The following is a 17,352-nucleotide window of genomic DNA, read 5'->3' as shown; positions in this document are numbered from 1 at the left end:
CCTTGCCTCGGCTGCCTCGCCAACATTTTTCAACGGCCTGCTAGCGGGCCGTGCTGACGGGCAGCCAGTTGTCCAGCAGGGCGGTGAGGTCTTCGCGGCGGAACGGCTTGGCCAGGTAGTCGTTCATCCCGGCGGCCTGGCAGCGCTCGCGTTCGTCGGGCAGGGCGTTGGCGGTCAGTGCGATGATCGGCAGGTTCGGCCAGCGCCCGCTCTGGCGAATGCGTCGGGTCGCCTCGTAGCCATCCATCACCGGCATGTTGCAGTCCATCAGCACCAGGTCGACCGGGTGCTTCTCCAGGTAGCCGAGTGCCTCGCCGCCATGGGCGGTGACGGCGACCTCGCAACCGAGCTTGGTGAGCATGCCCTTGGCCACCAGCTGGTTGACCGGATTGTCCTCCACCAGCAGCACGTGGGCCTGGCGCAGCTTGTCCAGGTGCGGGCTGCCGGCGGGTTCGCGGCTGTCCTGGCGCGGCTGTAGCAGGCGCTGCAGGGCCTGCTGCAGGGCGCTGCGGGCCAGGGGCCGGGCCAGCTGCTCGAACGGCGCCAGTTCGCTGCTCTGTGCGCCGCTGATGAAGCCGCCGTAGGCCGCCACCAGCAGCAACGGGGCGCTGCTGGCCTGGCGCAGTTCGCGCAGGCGTTCGGCGCTGTCGCAGATCAGCAGGTCGGCCTGCAGGCCGGCCAGGCTGGCATCGCTGTCGTAGCGGCGCATGCTCAGCCCCCAGTTGCCCAGCCAGCTGCCGAGCAGCTCGACGAGGCCGCTGTTGGCCGGGCAGAAGACCGCGACCCGGCCGCTGAGCTTCGGCCATGCCGGTGCGGCGACATGGCTGGGCAGGGGTAGCTCGGCGCAGAACTGGCTGCCGAAGCCTTCCTGCGAGGTGACGCCGAGCCGCCCGTGCATGGCCTCGCACAGGCGCCGGGTCAGGGCCAGGCCCAAGCCGGTGCCACCGTACTGGCGGGTGATGCCGGCGCCGGCCTGGGTGAACGGCTGGAAGATCCGTGACTGGGCTTCCTCGGCGATGCCGATGCCGGTGTCGCTGACCAGGATGCGCACTCCGCTGGCGCTTGGGCTGACATGCACGTCGACACGGCCGAAACGGGTGAACTTGAGGGCGTTGGACAGCAGGTTGCTGACGATCTGGCGTACCCGGGTCGGGTCGCCGAGCAGCTGCGCCGGCAGGCGCGGGTCGATCAGGCAGGTCAGTTCGACATTCGGCCCGGCATTCTGCGACAGCAGGCTGGCGGTCTCTTCGACCAGGCTGCCGAGGTCGAAGGGGATCTTCTCCAGCTCCAGTTGCCCGGCCTCGAACTTGGACAGGTCGAGGATGTCGTTGAGCAGTTCCACCAGCACCTTGCCCGAGTCGTGGGCGATCGACAGCTGCTGGCGCTGTTCCACATTCAGCGGCCCGTCCAGGGACAGCGCCAGCATGCCGAGCAGGCCGTTGAGCGGGGTGCGGATCTCGTGGCTCATGTTGGCCAGGAAGGCGGCGCGTGCCTGGGCCATATCCAGGGCCGTGTGGCGTGCTTCCTCCAGGTCGCGGTTGGACAGGGTCAGGCGGGCGTTGGTCGCCTTCAGTTCGGCGGTGCGTGCCGAGACGATGTTCTCCAGTTCGGCCAGGTACTGGGTCAGGCGGTCTTCGGCCTCGCGGCGCTGGCCGATTTCCTCGTGGATATTGGTGAGCTGGCGGTTGGTCACCGCCACCAGGGTGCCGATCTCGTCCTGCTCGTGGCCGGGCGGGCAGGGCACCGGGGTGAAGTCGCGGCGCGGGTCGCGGTCGCTCAGGGCACGGATCACGCCGATCAGCGGCTTGGTCAGCATGGCGTAGAACAGCACCAGCAGGATCAGCGACAGCAGCAGGCTGCGCACGAAGCCGGTGAGCAGGGTCAGCACCGCGCGGCGCAGGAAGTCGCTGCCGAAGGCGAAGGTGTCGACTTCCAGGCGCAGCTGGCCCAGCGCTTCGTTGGGCGCGTGGCTGACGAACAGCTGGTCGACGAACAGGCGGCGCTTGCCGAACAGGAAGTCGCTGAACAGGCGGTAGTCGCTCTGCGCCGCGGCGCGCTCCACCGAGGCCAGGGTCATGCCGCTGTTGTCGATGATCTCGGCGCGCATCACCGCCGGCGAGCGCAGCAGGCCGAGCACCAGTTCCTGGGCTAGTTCGGCGTCGATGTTGTAGGCGATGCGTGCGGCTGGGTTGTGGCTGATTTCCAGCAGCGAGTTGATTTCCAGGTCGATTGCGGCATCTTCGCTGGCATAATCCAGGCTGACCTGGATCAGGCTGAGCAGGGTTCCCAGGATAAATGCCACCAGCACCGTGAGACTGGCCTGTTTGAACGACAGGCGGTGGGTGAGTGATATATCCATAGATCGTGGGTGGGTTCCTGAGTCCGTGCGCCAGCCAAGCATAGCCCATCGCACCCTGCTGCCGGCAGGGGCGCTTTTGAGGAGTGAGTCGTGGATTCCCGTTTGAACAGTTTCTTACAACGCGCCGAGCAGGTGCTGGAGCGTCTCGATCCGCTGTTGCCGGCGCGCCGGGTGGCGCTGGACTGGAACCAGACGGTGGCGGCCCGTTGGTTTCGCGAGGGCCATGGCGGCTATCTGCAGCCGTTGCAGGTCAGCCTGGACCTGAGCCTGGACGACTTGGTCGGCATCGATACGCAGCGCGAGCAGCTGGCGCGCAATACCCGCCAGTTCGTCGGCGGCCTGCCGGCCAACCATGTGCTGCTGTGGGGCGCCCGCGGTACCGGCAAGTCCTCGCTGGTGCGGGCCTTGCTGGCCGAACACGCCAAGAGCGGGCTGCGCCTGATCGAGATCGAGCGCGATTACCTGGCCGATCTGCCGCGGGTGGTCGAACAGCTGGCGGGCTTGCCGCAGCGCTTCGTGCTGTTCTGCGACGACCTGTCGTTCGAGGCCGGCGAGGGCGATTACCGGGTGCTGAAGAGCGTGCTGGATGGCTCGCTGGAACGCGCCCCGGACAACGTGCTGCTGTATGCCACCTCCAACCGCCGCCATCTGGTGCCGGAGAAGGAGAGCGACAACGACAACTGGCAGCGCGTCGAGGGCGAGCTGCACCCCAGCGAGGCGGTGGAAGACAAGATTGCCCTGTCCGATCGTTTCGGTCTGTGGCTGTCGTTCTATCCCTTTACCCAGGAGCATTTCCTCGCCGTGGTGCGCCACTGGATTGAGGTGCTGGCGGCGCAGGCCGGCCTGCAGTGGCAGTGGAGCCATGAGCTGGAGATCCTGGCGATTCGCTGGGCGCTCGGCCGTGGCAACCGCAATGGTCGCTGTGCCTACCAGTTCGCCCGCAGCTGGGTCGGCCAGCAGTTGCTGGGGAGTGATCAATGATCGATATGGCTGAGATTGGCCTATTCCGTTGAAAAACTCGCCTCGCAATTGAGCGCCGTTCGACCTGGCGCCAGGTTGCTCTGGGCGAGTAGTGATTTCTCAGGATATCGATCTGGATTTCTGAAGGCGAAAGCCCCTGTTTCGGGGGCCTGAGCGGCCTGCTGACGTCCCATCATCGTGGAGAACTCCACTGCGCTGATGGAGGTTTAGTGAACCAGCTTCGGCCAGCTCACTCAACCGAGTTTTTCAACGGAATAGGCCAGGAGCAGTCAGGCTACGCCTTGCTGGCCGCGCAGCTGCAGGCCTTGCTGGCCGGCGAGCGCGACTTCGTGGCCAACAGCTCACAGTTCGCAGCCTTTCTGTTCCATGAGCTGGAGGGGCTGAACTGGGCGGGTTTCTACCTGAATCGGGACGAGGAACTGGTGCTGGGCCCCTTCCAGGGCAAGGTGGCCTGCGTGCGCATCCCTTTCGGACGCGGTGTGTGCGGGGCGGCGGCCAGCAGCCGGCAGACCCAGCGGGTCGATGACGTGCATGCCTTCCCCGGGCATATCGCCTGCGACGCGGCTTCGCGCAGCGAGCTGGTGGTGCCGCTGGTCAAGGATGGCCGACTGATCGCCGTACTGGATCTGGATAGCCCGCGCCCGGGGCGGTTCACGGCCGAGGATCAGGCCGGGATCGAGCGCCTGGCGCAGATCTTCCTGGCGGCGAGCGACTGCTGAGCAGCGCACAGACAAGAAAGCCCGGCATTGCCGGGCTTTCTTGTTCGGGGGCTTGGCGACGGTCGTGCTTATTCAGTCGTAGATGTTCTTCTTCTTCCAGTCGTCTTCCTCGAACGACTTGAGGCCATCGGTCAGCTCGCTGTGTTCGTCGGCTGCCGGCTTGGCCTTTTCCAGCACCATGCTGTTGGCGTTGGCCAGCAGCTGCTCCAGCTGCTGCAGCTGGCTCTTGTAGCGGTTCGCGTCGGGCTGTTTGCGCAGGTACTGCACGCCGCGCTCGTAGGCCAGGCGGGCCTGGCCGGGCTGGCCTTGCTGCAGGGAGTGCTGGCCGAGGTTGGTGAAGAACTCATAATGCAGTTGCACCAGGATATGGCGGATCTCGCCGATCCAGCGCTTGGCCTCGTTGGCGGGCAGCGCGCCATCCTGCGCGGCGCGTGTTACCAGGCCATGGAAGTTCTCCAGGAGATAGCGCACATCCTTGGCCTTCACCTCGCTGATGATCGGCTGGGGCGCATTGCGCACCGGGATGTCCTCACCCTTGGCGACCCAGTCGCGCAGCTCGGCGATGCGGTTGCGCAGGTTGGAGTTCTGCTTGTCCAGCGGCAGCAGGCGGTCGCTGTAGTGCAATTCGAGGCGGCTCAGGAGGAGCTTCAGGGCCGGGCTCATCAGTTGCCCCGGCATGTTCTCGGAAACATCACGGCTGCGGCGCACGCGGTCATTGAGATCAGCCTTGCGCCGGGCTTTTTCCAGCTTGCTGTTCTCCACCATATGGTTGATGTAGCCGATCGCGATGAGTAGCACGATACCGACGACGATCAAGGCGGTGATAACGAGTGGGGACACCGGTGAACCTCCCGAACGCTAGTTTTCCCCGAGTGTAGTGCCTTGGCCTCCCTGCTCATAGCGCTGTATCAACTTCAGTAGCGAAGTCATTGATTTAAAAAAAGTTTTGAATGAGGGTTGACGCTCCTCGAAAGGCTCCATAGAATGCGCGCCACTTTAAGCGAGTTAGTGAAAGCCGATTCGCTGGAAGTTGGGATGCTGTTACAAGCTCCTGGCCACGTCCCCTTCGTCTAGTGGCCTAGGACACCGCCCTTTCACGGCGGTAACAGGGGTTCGAGTCCCCTAGGGGACGCCATATTGCGGGAATAGCTCAGTTGGTAGAGCACGACCTTGCCAAGGTCGGGGTCGCGAGTTCGAGTCTCGTTTCCCGCTCCAGTTTCAAGAAGTGCTGCTTTTCGGAGCAGTGTTTCGATTAGCGTTAGAGGGTCGATGGCAACATCGCCCGGTAACACCGGAAAGCTGTTGTAAGCTCCGGGGCCACGTCCCCTTCGTCTAGTGGCCTAGGACACCGCCCTTTCACGGCGGTAACAGGGGTTCGAGTCCCCTAGGGGACGCCATATTTGCGGGAATAGCTCAGTTGGTAGAGCACGACCTTGCCAAGGTCGGGGTCGCGAGTTCGAGTCTCGTTTCCCGCTCCAAATAAACAAAAACGCCGCTCAATCGAGCGGCGTTTTTGTTTGTGCGCGATTCAGCGTCATGCCAAAAGGCCCGCCGGTCATGCCGTGCGGGCCTTTTTCGTTGGCGCCCCGGATGACCCGGGGCAGCGCTATTAATGCTTGGGGCTTTCCGGCGGCAGGGCCAGCAGCTGCTTTTCTTGGGTCCAGTCGAAGGGCTGGCCATTGGCCTCGGCTTCGTAGCGGCGCTCGTCGAGGTTCTGGTACAGCTCGATTTCCTCGTCGGGCATGAAGTGCAGGCAGTCGCCGCCGAAGAACCACAGCAGGTCGCGCGGCACCAGGTGGGCGATCTGCGGGTAGCGGTGGAAGATCTGGCTGATCAGGTCCTGGCCCAGGTACAGGCTGTTCTCCGGGTCTTTCGGCAGTTCCACCAGCAGTTCGTCGTAGCGTTCGAGGAACAGGCCGTGGGTATCGTCTTCCACCAGTTCGGCTTCGCCCAGGGCGACCAGAATGCCGCGCAGGTGGGCGAGCAGGGCGAGGTGGTGGTCGAGGTGGGAGGCAGCCATGGCAATGATCCTGATTGAAAACGAGCGCGGCAGTATAGGGCGCCGAGCGCCTGCTGTCCCGGCTTGCTGGTCGGCCGCTTTATGGGGGCGGCGACTGTCCGGCCGACATGGCGACATGGCCGGTGAGCTTGGCCGGATCGCCGCTTTCGCCGGGCCGGTGCGTCGATAGACTGGGACAAAGCCTCGGGAGCGTGCCATGCAGTCCTACCTTCAAGCCGGCCGATTCATCGACAGCGATCACCCGTTGGTGGTCGAGTTCGCCGAAACCTGGCGCGGCACGAGCCTTGCGCCGCGCGAGCAGGCGGTCAGCCTGTATTACGCGGTGCGCGACCAGATCCGCTACAACCCCTACAGCTTCAGTCGCGATCCGGAAACCCTGAAAGCCAGCCATGCACTGGCCGCTGGCGAGTCCTACTGCGTGCCCAAGGCGCTGCTGCTGGCGGCTTGCGCCCGGCATTGCGGTATCCCGGCGCGTATTGGCCTGGCCGATGTACGCAATCACCTGTCCAGCCCACGCCTGCTGGAAATTCTGCGTAGCGAAGTGTTCGCCATGCATGGCTACACCGAACTGCTGCTCGACGGGCGCTGGGTCAAGGCCACGCCGGCGTTCAATCTGGCCCTGTGCAAGGTATTCAAGGTGGCGCCGCTGGAGTTCGACGGGTGCACGGACAGCCTGTTTCACCCATACAACAATGCGGGCGAGCGCTACATGGAGTACCTGGCCGATCACGGGCAGTTCGACGATCTGCCGCTGGAGTTGTTCTTCGGCCATCTGCAGCGCTGCTACCCGCATCTGTTCACCGCCGATTCGGCGTTTCTACGTGGCGATCTGCAGGCCGAAGTGGCCGCCATGCAGGCCATCGATAGTTAACATCAGCATTCGCGACTTTTTTCTTGTGCCCAGGCTGGGTAGGGTGCAGCTCCTGCAAGCTCCGACGGCTCCGCTAACCTGAAACATCAGGTTGCAATCACTGCGGTGCGCCACTATTTAAGCTTCTTCTTTTGCTGAGTACCTAGCCCCCATGAGTTCCGCCCTGTCCATCCGGCAGCTGACCAAGACCTACGGCAATGGCTTCCAGGCCCTCAAGGGCATCGACCTGGAAGTGGCCGAAGGCGACTTCTTCGCCTTGCTCGGCCCCAACGGCGCCGGCAAGTCCACCACCATCGGCATCATCTCCACCCTGGTGAACAAGAGCGGCGGCACGGTCGAGGTGTTCGGCCACGACCTCGATCGCGACCCCTCCGGCCTCAAGCGCTGCCTGGGCGTGGTGCCGCAGGAGTTCAACTTCAGCCAGTTCGAGAAGGTCTTCGACATAGTCGTGACCCAGGCCGGCTACTACGGCATCCCGCTGAAAGTGGCCAAGGAGCGCGCCGAGCAGTACCTCAACCAGCTCGGCCTGTGGGACAAGCACGACGTGGCCGCGCGCATGCTCTCCGGCGGCATGAAGCGCCGGCTGATGATCGCCCGCGCGCTGGTGCACCAGCCGCGCTTGCTGATCCTCGACGAGCCCACCGCCGGGGTGGACATCGAGCTGCGCCGCTCGATGTGGAGCTTCCTCACCGAACTCAACCAGCAGGGCATCACCATCATCCTCACCACCCACTACCTGGAGGAGGCCGAGCAGCTCTGTCGCCACATCGGCATCATCGACCACGGCAGCATCGTCGAGAACACCAGCATGAAGGCGCTGCTCAAGACCCTGCACGTGGAGACCTTCCTCCTCGACCTCAAGGATGCGCTGCTGGTGCCGCCGCAACTGCTTGGCTATCCGGCGACCCTGGTCGATCCGCATACCCTGGAAGTGCAGGTGGAGAAGAGCCTGGGCATCACCGAACTGTTCCGCCAGCTGGCGGTGCAGAAGGTCGAGGTGCTGAGCCTGCGCAACAAGAGCAACCGCCTGGAGGAACTGTTCGTTTCCCTGGTGGAGAAGAACCTGGCCAAGGTGGCGAAATGAGTCCCGAACTGCGTTCCAACCTGATTGCCCTGCAGACCATCGTCATCCGCGAGGTGCGCCGCTTCACCCGCATCTGGGCGCAGACCCTGCTGCCGCCGGCGATCACCATGGCCCTGTACTTCGTCATCTTCGGCCGGCTGATCGGCAGCCAGGTCGGCGATGTCGGCCAGTACAGCTACATGGAGTTCATCGTGCCGGGGCTGATCATGATGTCGGTGATCACCAATTCCTACAGCAACGTGGTGTCGAGCTTCTTCAGCAGCAAGTTCCAGCGCAATATCGAGGAGCTGCTGGTGTCGCCGGTGTCGCCGCACACCATCCTCATCGGCTATGTGGTCGGTGGCATGCTGCGCGGCCTAGCGGTGGCCTTCATCGTTACCCTGCTGTCGTTGTTCTTCACGAAGCTTTCGGTGCACCACCTGGGCGTGACCGTGCTGGTGATCACCCTCACCGCGGTGACCTTTTCACTGGGCGGCTTTATCAACGCCGTGTACGCGCGCAACTTCGACGACATCTCGATCATCCCGACCTTCGTGCTGACGCCGCTGACCTACCTGGGCGGGGTGTTCTACTCGATCAGTCTGCTGCCGGAGTTCTGGCAGACGGTGTCGATGGCCAACCCCATCCTGCACATGGTCAACGCCTTCCGCTACGGCATCCTCGGCGTGTCCGACATCAATATCGGCGTGGCCATCGGCATGATGCTGCTGGCCAGCAGCGTGCTCTATGTCGTGTGCATTCGCCTGTTGCAGAGTGGTCGGGGCATGCGCCAGTAGTACATGGCGTAACACTTTCGGCGGCTTGCACTGCGGGCCGTCGCCGGTAGACTCGACTTCTGATCTAAAAAAGAGGTCGCTTATGACATCGCGCGCGGGCTTCCGCTTTCTCGCCACCCTGTGTTCGCTGCTGGCACTGCCGGTCCTGGCCGAGCAGGCGCCCCTGGTCGAAGTGACCCAGCCGGAGCGCAGCCTGGTGCGTGACGAGCTGATCACCTTCGGTTCGCTGCGCTCCGACGAGTCGACGGTGATCCGCCCCGAGCTTGGCGGGCGCCTGGCGGCCGTGCATTTTCGCGAGGGCGAGGCGGTCAAGGCCGGCGAGCTGCTGGTCAGCCTGGACGATGCGATTGCCCGCGCCGAACTGGCCCAGGCCCGGGCCAACCTGGACCTGGCGGAAAAGAGCTTCCAGCGCACCCAGCTGCTGTTCAAGCGTGGCGCCAGCAATGCCCAGGCCCAGGACGAGGCGCAATCCCAGCAGCAGGCCGCCCGCGCCAGCCTGGCCCTGGCCCAGGCGCGCCTAGACAAGACGCAGATCCGCGCACCCTACGACGGCGTGCTCGGCCTGCGCCAGGTCAGCGTCGGCGACTACCTGAGCGCCGGCCAGGACCTGGTCAACCTGGAAGTGCTCGACCCGCTCAAGGTGGATTTCCGCGTGCCGCAGAAGGCGGTCAGCCAGGTGCATATCGGCCAGGCCATCGAGCTGAGCCTGGATGCCTACCCCGGCGAGCGCTTCAAGGGAGCGATCATCGCCCTCAACCCGCGCCTGGACGAAGTGGGGCGCAGCCAGGCCATCCGCGCCCAGGTCGCCAACCAGGACCAGCGCCTCAAGCCCGGCCAGTTCGTCAAGGTCTCGGTAATCCTCGCCGAGCGCCCGCAGGCGTTGCTGATTCCCGAGGAAGCGGTGATGCCCATGGGCCAGCTGCTGTTCGTCAACCTGGTGGTGGACGGCAAGGTCGAGCGGCGGCAGATCCGCATCGGCCAGCGCCTGCGCGGCAAGGCCGAGGTGGTGGAAGGCCTGCAGGGTGACGAAACGCTGATCAGCGCCGGCTGGCAGAAGGTCGCGCCGGGCCGCGAGGTACGTACCGTGCCGCGCGGGGAGGGCGCATGACCCTCTCGGATATCTGCATCCGCCGGCCGGTGTTCGCCAGCGTGCTGTCGCTGATCATCGTGCTGCTCGGCCTGATGGCCTACCAGCGCCTGGCCGTGCGCGAATACCCGAACATCGACGTGCCCATAGTCACGGTCAACGTCATCTACCCCGGCGCCAGCCCGGAGATCATGGAATCCCAGGTGGCCCAGCCGATCGAGGACGTGCTGTCCGGCATCGAGGGCCTGGATTTCGTCAGCTCCATCAGCCGCTCGGAAAACACCCAGATCACCGCGCAGTTCCGCCTCGGCAGCAACTCCGACGAGGCCGCCAACGACGTGCGCGACCGCCTCGGCCGGGTGCGCAGCCTGCTGCCCGAGGAGATTCGCGAGCCGCTGGTGCAGAAGGTCGAGGCCGACGCCCAGCCGGTGATCTGGCTGGGCTTCTCCAGCGAGCGCTTCTCCGCCATGGAGATCACCGACGTGCTGGAGCGGGTGGTGCAGGATCGCCTGCAGACCATTCCCGGCGTCTCCGAGGTGCAGATCCGCGGCGCGCGCAGCTACGCCATGCGCATCTGGCTCGACCCGGAAAAACTGGCCGCCCACGACCTCACCGTGCAGGACGTGGAGGACGCCCTGCGCCGGCAGAACGTGGAGATTCCGGCCGGGCGCATCGAGTCGGTGCAGCGCGAGTTTTCCGTGCTGTCGGAAACCGACCTGAAGACCCCGGACGACTTCAACAAGATCATCCTCGACGACTCGCGCGGCTACCTGCTGCGCCTGGCCGATGTCGGCCATGCCGAAATTGGCGCGGCCGACGAACGCACCGTGGTGCGTTTCAATGGCCAGCCGGCGGTGGCCGTGGGCCTGGTCAAGCAGGCCACGGCCAACCCGCTGGAAATCTCCGACGCCCTCAATGAGGCCCTGCCGGAAGTCCGCGCACTGCTGCCGGACGGCATGCAGATGGCGGTGGCCAACGACAACTCGCTGTTCATCCGCGAGTCGATCGGCAACGTCTACACCACCATCTGGGAAGCGGTGCTGCTGGTCATCCTGATCATCTTCCTGTTCCTCCGTTCGCTGCGCGCCACCCTGATTCCGCTGGTGACCATCCCGGTGTCGCTGATCGGCGCCTGTGCCCTGATGGCACTGATGGGCTTCACCCTCAATACCCTGACCCTGCTGGCCCTGGTGCTGGCCATCGGCCTGGTGGTGGACGACGCCATCGTGGTGCTGGAGAACATCCACCGGCATATCGAGCAGGGCATGAGTCCTATGCGGGCGGCCTTCGTCGGCAGCCGCGAGATCGCCTTCGCGGTGATCGCCATGACCCTGACCCTGGCCGCGGTGTATGCGCCGATCGGCTTCATGCAGGGCACCTCCGGCAAGTTGTTCACCGAGTTTGCCTGGACCCTGGCCGGCGCCGTGCTGGTCTCCGGCTTCGTCGCCCTGACCCTGTCGCCGATGATGTGCGGCCACCTGCTCAAGGCCCATCGGCCGCAGCAGCAACACAGCCGCCTGTACAACCTGATCGAAGGCTTCCTGCATAACCTCACCACCAGCTACCGGCATGGCCTGGAACGGGTGCTGCGCGCCTGGTGGCTGGTGCTGGTCGTGCTGCTGGGCATCCTGCTGCTTTGCGCCGGGCTGTTCACCAGTCTGCGCAGCGAACTGGCGCCCACCGAAGACACCGGCACCATAGTCGGCTCGATCAACGGCCCGGACGGCGCCACCATCGGCTACACCAGCCGCTACGCCGAGCAGCTGGAGGCGGCCTACGCGGCGGTGCCGGAAACCAATCGCTACATGGTCATCGTCGGCTTCCCCACGGTGGCCCAGGGCCTGTCGTTCCTCAAGCTGGAGGCCTGGGACGAGCGTTCACGCAGCCAGTTCGAGATCCGTGACGAACTGCTGCCCAAGCTGCAGGACATCCCCGGCGTGCGCGCCTTCCCGATCAACCGCCCGCCGCTGGGGCAGAGCGCGCGCAACCAGCCGGTCAACTTCGTCATCCGCTCCTCGCTGGAGTACGCCGAGCTGCAGCAGTACGTCGACCGGCTGCTGGCCGAGGTGCGCGGCTATCCGGGGCTGGAGAGCCTGGACACCGACCTCAAGCTCAACACCCCGCAGCTCAGGGTCACGGTCAACCGCGAGCAGGCGGTGGTGGTCGGCACCGACGTGGCCACCATCGGCCGCAGCATGGAGAGCCTGTTCGGCAGCCGCCAGGTGACCCGCTTCAAGCAGAACGGCGAGCAGTACGACGTGCTGGTGCAGCTGCAGGACGTTGACCGCAGCAACCCGGAAGACCTCAACCGCGTCTACGTGCGCGGGCGCAATGACAACATGGTGCAGCTGTCCAACCTGATCGAAGTGCGCGAGACCGTGGCGCCGCGCGAGCTCAACCACTTCAACCAGCTGCGCGCGGTGACGGTGACCGCCAACGTCGGCTCCGGCTACACCCTGGGCGAGGCGCTGGATCACCTGGAAGAGAAGGCCCGGGCGATCTTCCCGGCCGAGACCCAGTTCGACTACACCGGCACCTCGCGCGACTTCAAGGACGCAAGCTCAGGCGTGGCGCTGATCTTCGTCCTGGCGCTGGTGTTCATCTACCTGGTGCTTGCCGCGCAGTTCGAGAGTTTCCTCGACCCGCTGATCATCCTGCTCAGCGTGCCGCTGTCGATGGCCGGCGCCTTGCTGGCACTCAAACTGTTCGGCGGCACGTTGAACATCTACTCGCAGGTCGGCCTGGTGACCCTGATCGGCCTGATCACCAAGCACGGCATCCTTATCGTCGAGTTCGCCAACCACCTGCTGCGCGAGGGCAGGGCGCTGCACGAGGCGGTGATGGAGGCGGCGGTGCAACGTCTGCGCCCGATCCTGATGACCACCGGGGCCATGGTGCTCGGCTCGCTGCCGTTGGCCATCGCCAGCGGTGCCGGCGCCGAGAGCCGCCAGCAGATCGGCATGGTCATAGTCGGTGGCCTGCTGGTCGGCACCTTCTTCACCCTGTTCGTGGTGCCGACGCTGTACAGCCTGCTGCGGCGCTGGAAGCCGCTTGAGGTGGGGCAGGGTGAGGTGGGGTTGGTTTAGGGCGTTTACAGGCTGGACGGTCGGCAGCTATCGGCCGATTCTGTTGAAAAAGCCCCGTCGCGATCTTTCTCCATGAAAGACCGTTAGCGACGTTGGAATCTGATTCACTCAGAAGACGGAGCTGTCCTGGTTTTTACGTAGCAACGCCGAAATCGGGCGATTTCTGAGCCACCGAAAAGCAGCTCTCTCAGAAAGCGACTTTTTCAACAGAATCGGCCAATAGCGGTCATCGAGTGGCTACGAAACCAGGGACGATTCAAGCCAATTTTTTGCCACCAATCTTCTTTGCAGGCTCACTCGGAACGATCTAAGGCATTAGCAAGCCAGAGACAAAAGCTGCGGGTCAGGGGGCCACCCTCGCTGTCACGGTGCACCAGCCAGGCCCAGCGTGGGCCACGTACCCGTTGTTCGCTGAGTGGCTGCAGCAGGCCTTGCGCCCGCGCCGGGCTGGCCAGCAGCTCGCTGACCAGGGCAATGCCCAGGCCTCCGCTGGCGGCGTCCAGCAGCAGGCCGGGGTCGGAGAAGTTCAGGCCCTGGCTGCGCTGGCCGACATCCGCACCGCCCTGCACCTGCCAGTGGGCCCAGTCCATCTCGCGCTCGCCATGCAGGGTGGTGCGTCCGTCCGCCGGGGTGGCCAGCAGGCTGGGGTGGCAGGCCGGATAGAGGCGGTCCTCCAGCAGCACGCGGAAGCTGCATTCGGCCTGGGCGCTGAGGTCGTCGCGCACGGCGATGTCGATGGTCTGGGTGGCCATGTCCGGCACTTCGTCGCTGGTGAACAGCCACAGGTCGACGTCCGGATGGCGGCGGTGGAAGTCGCCCAGCTGTGGAACCAGCCAGTGGCGGGCGAAGGCCGGCGTGGTGTTGACCACCAGCTGGTTGGGCTTGCGGTACTGCTCCAGGCGGCGGATGCCCACGGCCAGTTGCTGCAGCAGCGCCTGGGTGGTGCTGAGCAGGTCGAAGCCGGCATCGGTCAGCGCCACGCTACGGCCGTTTCTGAAGAACAGCGGCTGTTCGAGGAAGCTTTCCAGGCTGCGGATCTGCTGGCTGATCGCCGACTGGGTGAGGTGCAGCTCCTCGGCGGCCTTGTGGAAACTGCCCAGGCGGGCGGCGGCTTCGAAGCCGCGCAGGGCGTTGAGGGGAGGCCAGTGCTTAAGCATAATTGATAAGTCCAGCTAATCAGGATTGCGCAAAATCTATCGTTTGTTGTGGCTTTTTTACAGGCCTAGCATGCAAGCCATCACCGCATTCGCGGTTTTCAGTGATAACAAAGACTTAACTGAAAGGCACTTGTATGCAACAGAACGCAGTCGCTTCGAACGCTTGGTTCATGCCCGCCGAATGGGCCCCGCACGCCGCCACCTGGATGGTCTGGCCGCACAATCAGCCACTGTGGGAGTCCGGCTGGGGCGTGACCCTGGAGGAGGTGCAGGTCGACTTCGCTCGCGTCGCCAACGCCATCGCCCGCTTCGAGCCGGTGAAGATGGTGGTCGACCCGTCGGCGGCGTTCCGCGCTCGCGAACTGTGCGGCGCGGGTGTCGAGCTGATCGAGCTGGCGGTGGACGACAGCTGGTGCCGCGACTCCGGGCCGAGCTTCGTCTGCCATCCGCAGCTGGGCCTGGCCGGCGTCAGTTGGCGCTTCAACGCCTGGGGCGGCAAGTCCGAGCACAGCCTCGATGAGGGCCTGGCGCGGCGCATTCTCAACGGCCTGGGCCTGGAGTGCTTCGGCACGCCGCTGTCCAACGAAGGCGGCGCCATCCATGTGGACGGCGAGGGCACGCTGATCACCACCGAGTCGGTGCTGCTCAACCCCAACCGCAACCCGGGCATGAGCAAGGCCGAGATGGAAGAGATCTTCGCCCGCCTGCTCGGCGTGAAGAAGACCATCTGGCTGCCAGGCGATCCCAAGTACGTCACCGGCGACATGACCGACGGCCACGTCGATGGCGTGTGCGCCTTCGCCAAGCCCGGCGCGCTGCTGGTGGACGCCACCCATGACCACGGTTCGGTGTACGCCGAGGTGGCGCGCGAGAACCGTCGCGCCCTGGAGCTGGCCATCGACGCCAAGGGCCGCCAGTTCGAGATGCTCGAGCTGTACGAGGCCAGCGATGCGGTGGACACCGAGGCCGAGGTGTTCTGCGCCTCCTACACCAACTTCTACATCTGCAACGGCGCCATCATCATGCCGGCCTACGGCATCGCCGCCGACCAGGTGGCCGCAGACACCCTGCGCATGGCCTTCCCTGGCCGCGAGGTGGTGCCAGTACGGATCAACCAGCTGGCCCACGGTGGTGGCGGCGTGCACTGCATCACCCAGCAGCAGCCGCGCTGGCCGCTGAAGGGGTGAGGTCATGAGCAGACTGACCGTCGCCACCACCCAGTTCGCCTGCAGCTGGGACCTCAAGCAGAACCTCGACCGCGCCGAACAGCTGGTGCGTGACGCCGCCGCCTGTGGCGCGCGGCTGATCCTGTTGCAGGAGCTGTTCGCCACCCCGTACTTCTGCATCGAGCAGCACCACAAGCACCTGGCGCTGGCCGAGGAGTACAGCGCCAGCCCGCTGCTCAAGCGCTTCGCCGCGCTGGCCGGCGAGCTGGGTGTGGTCCTGCCGCTGAGCTGGTTCGAGAAGGCCGGCAACGCCTACTTCAATTCCCTGGCCGTGGCCGATGCCGACGGCCGCCTGCTCGGCGTCTATCGCAAGACCCATATCCCCAACGCCATCGGCTACCAGGAGAAGGAGTACTTCAGCCCCGGCGATACCGGCTTCCGCGTCTGGGACACCGCCGTCGGCCGCATCGGCGTCGGCATCTGCTGGGACCAGTGGTTCCCCGAGACCGCACGCTGCCTGGCCCTGCAGGGCGCCGAAGTGCTGCTCTACCCTACCGCCATCGGTTCCGAGCCTGGCGCCGCAGCGCTGGATTCGCGCGATCACTGGCAACTGACCCAGCGCGGCCACGCCGCCGCCAACATAGTCCCGGTGATCGCCGCCAACCGCGTTGGCCGCGAGGTGGCGACCACCGATCCGGGCCTGCAGATGAGCTTCTACGGCTCGTCCTTCATCACCGACCACAAGGGCAAGCTGCTCGCCGAGGCCGACCGCGACACCAGCGGCGTGCTGGTGCGCGAGCTGGACCTCGCCGCCATGCGCGAGGAGCGCCTGACCTGGGGCATCTACCGCGACCGTCGCCCGGAGATGTACGGAGCGCTGCTGGGCCTGGATGGCCGCCACCTGCATAGCCACTGGAACCATCGCGGAGCCTGACCATGAGCCACAAGAAAAGCCTGCTGTTCGCCGCCCTGGCGCTGTGTTGCGCCCAGGCCTCGGCCGCCGTAGAGGAGAAGACCCTGCGCCTGTACAACTGGGCCGACTACTTCGCCGAGGACACTCTCGCCAACTTCACCAAGGAGACCGGCATCAAGGTGATCTACGACGTCATGGACGGCAGCGAGACGCTGGAAGCCAAGATGATGGCCGGCAACAGCGGCTACGACCTGATCTTCCCCGGCGACACCGTGGCCGAGCGCCTGATGCGTGCCGGCGCGCTACAGAAGCTCGATCCGGACAAGCTGCAGCACCTGGCCGACATCGAGCCGGGCCTGCGCAACCTGCAGACCAAGTATCCCTACTCGCGCCACGCCACCGTGCCCTACACCTGGGGCAGCATCGGCATTACCTACAACGCCGAGATGGTCGGCAAGCGCATGGGCGATGCGCCGGTGAACAGCCTAGACCTGCTGTTCAAGCCGGAGAACGCGGCCAAGTTCGCTGACTGCGGTATCTCCATGATCGACTCGCCTGACGAGGTCATGGCCGTGGTGCTCAACTACCTTGGGCGTACGCCACGCAGTGCCGAGCCGGCCGATCTGAAGGCCGCCACCGAGCTGCTGTTGTCGATCAAGCCCTATATCCGCAAGTTCCAGTCGCAGCCGGTCACCGACCTGGTCAACGGCAACCTGTGCCTGTCACTCGGCTACAGCGGCGACTTCACCCAGGCCCAGCGCGCCGCCAGCGGTGCCGGCAAGGCGGCGGACTTCCGCTTCCACATCCCGCGCGAGGGCACCACGGTGTGGATGGACACCATGGCCATCCCGGTGGACGCCAGGCACCCGGAATACGCCTACGCCTTCATCAACTTCGTCATGCGCCCGCAGAACATGGCGGCGATCAGCAACTTCACCGGCTACCCGACCTCCAGCGCCAAGGCCCGGCCAATGGTGGATGCCGATATGCGCAACAACCCGGACATCTACGCCGATGAGGCCACCTACGCGCGGCTGATTCCTGGCAAGGACATTCCGCAGCGCTCCATGCGTGCGCGCATGCGTGCCTGGACCACTTTCAAGACCACCGCCCACTAAGCCTCCAGCGCTAAC

At 65.1% G+C, this 17,352-nt stretch carries 14 protein-coding genes and 4 tRNA genes; 14 read left to right on the top strand and 4 right to left on the bottom strand.

The annotated features are described in order from the left end of the window. Positions 1-40 precede the first annotated feature (40 nt). Positions 41-2,359: a response regulator gene (locus GV001_RS14915; RefSeq protein WP_160081184.1), complete on the bottom strand. Its 2,319-nt coding sequence runs from the start codon at positions 2,357-2,359 to the stop codon at positions 41-43. Between the two features lie 90 nt (positions 2,360-2,449). Here GV001_RS14915 and GV001_RS14910 point away from each other — a divergent pair, with 90 nt between their 5' ends. After that, positions 2,450-3,340, top strand: coding sequence for an ATP-binding protein (locus GV001_RS14910; protein ID WP_160081182.1), 891 nt, complete (start codon positions 2,450-2,452; stop codon positions 3,338-3,340). A gap of 254 nt (positions 3,341-3,594) precedes the next feature. Next, positions 3,595-4,059 carry a GAF domain-containing protein gene (locus tag GV001_RS14905; RefSeq protein WP_160083395.1) on the top strand — a complete coding sequence of 155 codons (465 nt, stop codon included), beginning with the start codon at positions 3,595-3,597 and terminating at the stop codon, positions 4,057-4,059. Positions 4,060-4,131: 72 nt separating this feature from the next. On the opposite strand, the gene GV001_RS14900 is transcribed toward GV001_RS14905, so the two are convergent. Next, positions 4,132-4,899 carry a hypothetical protein gene (locus GV001_RS14900; protein ID WP_160081180.1) on the bottom strand — a complete coding sequence of 256 codons (768 nt, stop codon included), beginning with the start codon at positions 4,897-4,899 and terminating at the stop codon, positions 4,132-4,134. 219 nt (positions 4,900-5,118) lie between these two features. Between GV001_RS14900 and GV001_RS14895 the strand changes: the two genes are divergently transcribed. The 4 genes from GV001_RS14895 to GV001_RS14880 all read left to right on the top strand — a co-directional run bounded on the left by GV001_RS14895 (position 5,119) and on the right by GV001_RS14880 (position 5,537). Continuing rightward, a tRNA-Glu gene (locus GV001_RS14895) sits at positions 5,119-5,194 on the top strand. A 4-nt stretch (positions 5,195-5,198) separates the two neighbouring features. Further along, positions 5,199-5,274, top strand: a tRNA-Gly gene (locus GV001_RS14890). A 106-nt stretch (positions 5,275-5,380) separates the two neighbouring features. Then, positions 5,381-5,456 (top strand) — tRNA-Glu (locus tag GV001_RS14885). 5 nt (positions 5,457-5,461) lie between these two features. Further along, positions 5,462-5,537: transfer RNA gene (locus tag GV001_RS14880), tRNA-Gly, on the top strand. Between the two features lie 131 nt (positions 5,538-5,668). Here the strand turns inward: GV001_RS14880 and GV001_RS14875 are convergent. Beyond that, positions 5,669-6,079: a PA2817 family protein gene (locus GV001_RS14875; RefSeq protein WP_160081178.1), complete on the bottom strand. Its 411-nt coding sequence runs from the start codon at positions 6,077-6,079 to the stop codon at positions 5,669-5,671. 196 nt (positions 6,080-6,275) lie between these two features. Between GV001_RS14875 and GV001_RS14870 the strand changes: the two genes are divergently transcribed. The 5 genes from GV001_RS14870 to GV001_RS14850 all read left to right on the top strand — a co-directional run bounded on the left by GV001_RS14870 (position 6,276) and on the right by GV001_RS14850 (position 12,983). Beyond that, positions 6,276-6,950 carry a transglutaminase family protein gene (locus tag GV001_RS14870; RefSeq protein WP_160081176.1) on the top strand — a complete coding sequence of 225 codons (675 nt, stop codon included), beginning with the start codon at positions 6,276-6,278 and terminating at the stop codon, positions 6,948-6,950. 151 nt (positions 6,951-7,101) lie between these two features. Further along, on the top strand, positions 7,102-8,034 hold the full coding sequence (locus GV001_RS14865) for an ABC transporter ATP-binding protein (protein ID WP_160081174.1): 933 nt from the start codon (positions 7,102-7,104) through the stop codon (positions 8,032-8,034). Next, positions 8,031-8,810 (top strand): ABC transporter permease, encoded by a 780-nt coding sequence (locus GV001_RS14860; RefSeq protein ID WP_160081172.1) that lies wholly within the window; start codon positions 8,031-8,033, stop codon positions 8,808-8,810. The genes GV001_RS14865 and GV001_RS14860 overlap by 4 nt, the downstream gene beginning before the upstream one ends. 82 nt (positions 8,811-8,892) lie before the next feature. Beyond that, positions 8,893-9,918 carry an efflux RND transporter periplasmic adaptor subunit gene (locus GV001_RS14855; protein WP_160081170.1) on the top strand — a complete coding sequence of 342 codons (1,026 nt, stop codon included), beginning with the start codon at positions 8,893-8,895 and terminating at the stop codon, positions 9,916-9,918. After that, positions 9,915-12,983: an efflux RND transporter permease subunit gene (locus GV001_RS14850; protein WP_160081168.1), complete on the top strand. Its 3,069-nt coding sequence runs from the start codon at positions 9,915-9,917 to the stop codon at positions 12,981-12,983. Before GV001_RS14855 ends, GV001_RS14850 begins: the two co-directional genes overlap by 4 nt. A 293-nt stretch (positions 12,984-13,276) precedes the next feature. Here GV001_RS14850 and GV001_RS14845 read toward each other — a convergent pair whose 3' ends face one another. Further along, positions 13,277-14,140, bottom strand: a complete 864-nt coding sequence (locus GV001_RS14845; protein WP_160081166.1) for a LysR substrate-binding domain-containing protein — start codon at positions 14,138-14,140, stop codon at positions 13,277-13,279. A 134-nt stretch (positions 14,141-14,274) separates the two neighbouring features. On the opposite strand from GV001_RS14845, the gene GV001_RS14840 reads away from it, so the two are divergent. Genes GV001_RS14840 through GV001_RS14830 form a run of 3 tightly spaced genes read left to right on the top strand, consistent with a single transcriptional unit; the run spans position 14,275 to position 17,337 of the window. Then, positions 14,275-15,327 carry an agmatine/peptidylarginine deiminase gene (locus GV001_RS14840; RefSeq protein ID WP_160081164.1) on the top strand — a complete coding sequence of 351 codons (1,053 nt, stop codon included), beginning with the start codon at positions 14,275-14,277 and terminating at the stop codon, positions 15,325-15,327. 4 nt (positions 15,328-15,331) lie between these two features. Then, on the top strand, positions 15,332-16,240 hold the full coding sequence (gene aguB / locus GV001_RS14835) for an N-carbamoylputrescine amidase (RefSeq protein ID WP_160081162.1): 909 nt from the start codon (positions 15,332-15,334) through the stop codon (positions 16,238-16,240). Positions 16,241-16,242: 2 nt separating this feature from the next. Then, positions 16,243-17,337 (top strand): extracellular solute-binding protein, encoded by a 1,095-nt coding sequence (locus tag GV001_RS14830; protein WP_160081160.1) that lies wholly within the window; start codon positions 16,243-16,245, stop codon positions 17,335-17,337. Positions 17,338-17,352: the final 15 nt, after the last annotated feature.

The sequence above is a fragment of the Pseudomonas sp. 8AS genome (genome assembly GCF_902506505.1).
Lineage (GTDB): Bacteria > Pseudomonadota > Gammaproteobacteria > Pseudomonadales > Pseudomonadaceae > Aquipseudomonas.
Note: the sequence above shows the minus strand (reverse complement) of the source record. Positions and strands in the feature narration are given on the sequence as shown.